3 protein-coding genes and 2 pseudogenes are annotated in these 6,000 nt (G+C 44.1%); all 5 read right to left on the bottom strand.

Annotation, left to right across the window (positions count from 1 at the left end; genetic code table 11):
- Nucleotides 1–103: 103 nt before the first annotated feature.
- Complete coding sequence (locus tag AALA56_RS04315; protein ID WP_369908900.1) at nt 104–946, bottom strand: hypothetical protein; 843 nt, start codon at nt 944–946, stop codon at nt 104–106.
- Nucleotides 947–1,052: 106 nt separating this feature from the next.
- The gene (locus tag AALA56_RS04310) at nt 1,053–2,516 is read right to left on the bottom strand and encodes a sensor histidine kinase (RefSeq protein WP_369908899.1); all 1,464 of its coding nucleotides are present in this window, start codon (nt 2,514–2,516) and stop codon (nt 1,053–1,055) included.
- Nucleotides 2,461–3,125 (bottom strand): annotated as a pseudogene (locus tag AALA56_RS04305) (response regulator transcription factor). The gene AALA56_RS04310 and the pseudogene AALA56_RS04305 overlap by 56 nt, the downstream one beginning before the upstream one ends.
- Nucleotides 3,126–3,216: 91 nt before the next feature.
- A pseudogene (locus AALA56_RS04300) lies at nt 3,217–3,996 on the bottom strand (nucleotidyltransferase domain-containing protein).
- Between the two features lie 31 nt (nt 3,997–4,027).
- Nucleotides 4,028–5,974, bottom strand: coding sequence for a threonine--tRNA ligase (thrS, locus tag AALA56_RS04295; protein WP_369908898.1), 1,947 nt, complete (start codon nt 5,972–5,974; stop codon nt 4,028–4,030).
- Nucleotides 5,975–6,000: the final 26 nt, after the last annotated feature.

Below are 6,000 nucleotides of genomic sequence, written 5' to 3'. Positions count from 1 at the left end.
TGACTCCTTTTGAATTCAGGAATCAGGTTGCTTAATCATTTTATTATTTCACTGTCTACTTGACAGGGAGCTGTTCATTCAAATGAGTTTCTTTCTTTACTTTTTAATCTTCGTCTGTGTCACTATCATTATCATCATCTTTATCATCCCAGTCAAAGGACATGGACGGGCGACCGACAACTTCTGAAATCATGCTGTTTGTGACTTTGTTGTCTTTTAAGCTAGTGGTCACAGCTTTTTGGGCAGTTTCCAGTTCTTTTTCAAGCTCTGCTGATTTTTCAACATAAGTCGCATAGGCTGTTGAATATTGCTCTTTGAGCTTTTTGATACTGTCTAAGTCTGCTTGCAAGGTTGATTTCTCACTAGAAGAGAGGCTACTTTCATTGATAGACTGCTTTAAGTCTGTCAAATCATCGAGGTCTAAGCCCGAAAGTGAGCGCAGCTCATCAGCGTCGTCAACTTTTTGCCAGAGACTGCTGTTTTTTGACACCAGCGTTTCCAGCTCTTTGTCCAATTTTTCTAAGTTATCGGTGTAGAGTTTGTCGAGCTGAGTGGACAGGTCACTGGCCTTTGTGATTTTGTCTTTTGATTTTTCAAGAGCTGCAAGGAAAGTCTTTTTATCACTGCTTGAGAGACTTGAGTTTTCCACTGCAGTCTTCCACTCGTCATAGGTCATGACATTTTGCTTATCGTACTGATAAGAGCCATGTCCCATACCTTTTTTAAATTGGGGTGCACCGTAGCTTTTTGAGCTGTCCAGCTTGTCATAGCTGCGACTCATGCGATCGCCATGCTCTTGATGGTCAGCGACTTTGCTACCGATGGCAACTCCTGCACCCCCTACCGCTAGAAAAGCTGAGCTAAACAACACGGTTTTCTTCCAGTTTTTGGTCAAACTTTTCTGTACTTTTTGGCTATTATCTTTTAGTGATTTTTTAAATGACATATACGTTACCTCGTTTGTAATGATATATCTAGTATACTCAAAGCCAGGCAAAAGTTCTCGGTAAGTTCTGAGAAAAACTGTGGCAGATTTGTGGCAAAATCTTAGACTAATTTGCCACAAGTGGTAGTGCCACACTAAAGGTTGTCTTGTCAGCTTGTGACCTTAGAGAAATCTCCCCACCGTGGCGCTCGATAATGTCCTTGGTCATGGAAATCCCAATGCCAAACTGCCCCTTATCCCCTTTGTAAAAGCGCTCAAAGATATGCTCTTGCGTTTCCCTGCTAATCTCAGGACCGTCGTTTGTGATATGCACCACAACTTTGTCCTCCAGAAGCTCTGTACTGAGAGTGATGGTGTGCTTAGCATAGCGGACGGCGTTGCTGATGATATTGAGAAAGGCACGCTCCACAAGCATCTCATCAAGCACCAGCTCACAATTGTCATCGTGAAAATCGTGGTCAAAAACCAAGCCTCTCTCGTCTGCCTTGTGCTTTAATCGCCAGCTAACATCATAGAGGAGGTTATCTAAGACGACTTTTTCTAGGTTTAGCTTTGTCTGTATGGTTTCTAGTTTTGATAGCGTAAGGATGTCATCCACCAGCTCTGTCATTTTTTGACTCTCATCGTAGATGATACCTGCCGCTTCTTTAGGATTCTTTAGCACGCCTTCTTTAAGACCTTCTGCATAGCCTTGAATGGACATGAGCGGCGTTCTCAACTCATGCGAGGCATTCTGGAAAAAGAGCTGTTGACTACGCTGATTGGCGTCAATCATATCACTCATCTTCGCAACAGTCGTCATCACGTCATTAAACTCTTCGTAGGGCAGATCCTCTTTTTTACCCAGTTTTTGGCGCTTACCTAGACGAGTAATACTGTCCTTTAAGCTGGTAAAGGCACTGTCAACACGCTTACCTGTCAGGTAAATGAACAAACTAGCAATAAGCCCGATGATGACCAGCAAAAGAAACAGCGAGCTATTCAGCCACCAGCTAAGGTAGCTAGCAGGACTGACATCGACAAAGACAAAGACACGGTAGGTCTGGGAGCGTTTGCCACTGTTTTTCTTGATGTAGTATTTTTCTAGCTTGCCTGTGTAGGTCGCCATTTTGACCATGTAGGTGGTATCATCAAGCGTGACTTTTCCAATGTTGTCCATATCAGACAGACGCTTTTCTTCGTCCTTTTGATGAGCGTAGCGGGCAATCTCCTCTGAAAAGTAAGCCTCCTCCTCATCTCCTAAAGCTACCGAGACATACTGCACCTTGAACTCTTGATCAACAATGACATAAGTGCTGCTAAATATCGGCCTTGTAGTATTTTGAGCACTGCTCTCCCCCATAAAAAGCCTATCCAGCTGGTGAAATTGGCTCTCAATCGCCTTGTCTGCTTGGCTATTGATGACATAGTGCATGGCACCATTGAACAAAAGAAAAATCAAGCCAAAAGAAAACAGCAGAATGGTAAAAGGTTGCAAAAAGAGGGTCGTGCGCAGTCGCAAGCGCCCGTTTCTCTTAGTCTTTGTAGGTGAGTTTGAAGCCGTAGCCCCAAACCGTTTCAATAACGACATGACTCTCTACTCCTCTTAATTTCTTGCGCAAGCGCTTGATAGTGTCATCTGTCACCCTCGTCTCCACATCACTCTCATAGCCCCAAACCTGCTCTAACAGCTCATCACGTGAGACAGCCTCCTCCTTGCGCTCAAGGAGGAGCTTGAGCAGTTCAAACTCTGTATTGGTTAGCTTGATGTTACTATCTTGGTAAATAGCAGAGCGGTTTTTGCTTGAGAGTTGCAGACCATGATAGCTAAATCTTGCTGCAGCTGACGAGATAAAATCGCCTTTATACGAAGACTGAGCTTGAGTGGGGAAAAAGGCTTGGTAAAATAATCATCCGCTCCTGCGCTAAAGCCCTCTAAAAAGTCGCTATCGCTATCTCTCGCTGTCAGTAAAATAATGGGCACATCCGAGCGCTTACGCAGACTCTCAGCAATGGTAAAGCCACTGCTACCTGGCATCATAACATCTAAAACCACCACATCTGCTGGCGCTTCTAAAAAACGCAGCAAAAGCTGATCCCCCGTCTCAAACAGCTCCACCTCAATGCCATCTTCTCGCAAAAAAGAAGCGATCAATTCTCTAATATTCTTTTCATCATCAGCAATATAAACCTTAGCCATACACCCTCCTTGACGCTTTTATGTCTAGTATAGCTTAAAATCGTTAACTTGTCTTTAAAAGAAACCGAACCGCTATCTTAGCGGCTCGGTTTTAGAGAATTTCTTTGAGATTAGTATGCAACTGTGTCAAACACTTGCTAAGGCTAATTGGCTCAGCCATTGCTAGCTCTAATAGACTATTGATATTTTCCTCAAAATCAACTGGTAATTTGCTCGCATGCTCCTTGGCATAGCTGACCATACGTTTTTCACCAGGGTGTGTCAGTTCATTAACAGCAAAAATAACATCAAAATAAGAAGCAAGATAAGCTGCTATTCTGTGATTAACACTGACCCAATCACCACGACGGCTGGCTTTCATCATTTGCTTATCGTAGGAAGGCAATTTACCTGTTAACAAATCCATATTTTGCTTGATAATGGCTTGTTTCAGCGTTTGAGGATAAGGAATATCAAAGCGCTTCTTGAGCTTCTCCAGTTTTTTATGAGGGTCGTAAAGAACCTTACACGTCAAGAGATTATGCCAGAAGCATGTCGTATAACCACACCTAGCATGACCATCTTCTACAACATCTGCCAAGTCAGCTGTAAAATCAGAGATATTTCGATATAAAATGTCGATATCAACGCCATTTTTCAGAGTACAATCATCTTCTAATTCCCAGTAGTGATTACCAATTTCTGTGTATTGGCAGGTTTTCTCTAAAATTTCCTTGCGCATTTTCTCATCTGGTACAGATGAGCAGTAGATATACAGGTCATAGTCAGACGTTTCATCATAAACCTAAGTTGAGCGAGAACCCCCTAGCGCAATAGCTTCTACCATTGGTAAATCGGCAAAAGCTTTCCAAAGCTGTGTAAACACATCCATATCTAATCTTCTTTCTCATTTCTAAACGTTTCTAGTCTTTTTCCACACGAGATTTGCGGGCAATATCGGCTAGGATAGTGTCGACAAAGGCATCAATTGTTTGCACTTCTGTAGCTTTTGAGCCGTAGCGGCGGACATTGACTGTGCCGTCTGCCATTTCCTTATCCCCAACGATGAGTTGGTAAGGGACTTTTTGTGTTTGGCTTTGGCGGATTTTGTATTGCATTTTTTCATTGCGCTCATCCACATCCACACGCACGCCCTTGTCACGCAAGACTTTGGCAACTTCCCAAGCATAGTCAAGGTGTGCTTCTGTTGAAATCGGAATAACCGTCACTTGATGAGGGGCAAGCCAAGTTGGGAAAGCTCCCTTATAAGTCTCAATGAGGATAGCTGTGAAGCGCTCCATGGTTGAGATAACCCCACGGTGAATCATAACTGGGCGGTGCTCTTCACCATCTGGTCCTGTGTACTTGAGGTCAAAGCGCTCAGGCAAAAGGAAGTCCAGCTGAATGGTTGAGAGTGTTTCTTCATTACCAAGGGCAGTTTTGACTTGAATGTCTAGTTTTGGTCCGTAAAAGGCTGCTTCACCCTCTGCCTCAAAGTAATCCACACCCATATCATCAAGCGCAGCTTTGAGCATAGACTGTGCATTTTCCCACATCTCGTCATTGTCATAGTATTTGTGCGTGTCCTTAGGGTCACGGTAAGACAAGCGGAAGCGGTAATCTGTCAAGTTGAAGTCCTCATAGACATCAATAATCAACTGCAAAGTCTTTTTAAACTCATCACGGATTTGGTCTGGAGCGACAAAGATGTGACCGTCGTTGAGGGTCATCTCACGCACACGTTGAAGCCCAGAGAGAGCACCAGATTTTTCATAACGGTGCATCATACCAAGCTCTGCAAAGCGGATAGGCAACTCACGGTATGAGTGCACATGGTTTTTGTAGACTTGGATGTGGTGTGGGCAGTTCATCGGACGAAGGACAAACTCCTCACCGTCTCCCATGTCCATGGTTGGGAACATGTCTTCCTTGTAGTGTTCCCAGTGTCCAGAGGTTTTGTAAAGCTCAACAGAAGCCAAAGGTGGCGTGTAGACGTGTTGGTAGCCAGACGCTAGCTCTTTGTCTGTGATGTAGCGCTCTAGCACACGGCGAATAGTCGCACCATTTGGCAACCAGAATGGAAGCCCTTGTCCCACTTCTTGGGAAATCATAAAGAGGTCAAGCTCTTTACCCAGTTTTCTGTGGTCACGTTCTTTAGCTTCCTCACGCATTTTGAGGTAGTTTTTGAGGTCTTTCTTGTCAAACCAAGCGGTACCATAGACACGTTGCATCATGGCATTGTTGCTATCACCACGCCAGTAAGCACCAGCGACATTTAACAAATGAAAGACTTGAATGCGACCAGTAAATGGCACATGTGGGCCACGGCAGAGGTCGACATACTCGCCTTGACGGTAGATCGTGAGTCCGCCCTCATCCTCAGAGTGCTCCTCGATGAGCTCTAACTTGTAAGGATCGTTTTTGAAAATCTCACGCGCTTCTTCTTTAGTGACTTCCTCACGAATGCTTGGGAAATTTTCTTTGACGATTTTTTTCATTTCTTCTTCGATACGAGGAAGATCTTCATTTGAGATTTGCCCAGCTTCATTGTCCGTATCGTAGTAGAAACCGTCCTCAATGGCAGGACCAACGCCCAAGTGAATATCTGGAAAAAGACGGCGTGCTGCTTGCGCAAAGAGGTGAGCCGCTGAGTGACGCAAAATAGGCAGTGCGTCCTCATGATCAGGTGTCACAATCTCAAGACTACCATCCTCATGGATAGGACGAGTCGTATCAATCAATTTACCGTTCAACTTACCAGCCAAGGCTTTTTTTGCCAAGGAATTGCTGATAGATTGGGCGATTTCAAAAGTTGTGCTGCCATCATCATAACTACGCACAGCACCATCTGGAAAAGTAATGTTAATCATAAAGTCTCTCCTTTTGTTTTATTGTC

Origin of the sequence: Streptococcus hyointestinalis (assembly GCF_041225505.1) — a bacterium.
In the GTDB taxonomy this organism is placed as follows: Bacteria; Bacillota; Bacilli; order Lactobacillales; family Streptococcaceae; genus Streptococcus; species Streptococcus hyointestinalis_B.
The sequence above is the reverse complement of the archived record's forward strand: the minus strand, read 5'-3'. Positions and strand labels throughout refer to the sequence as shown.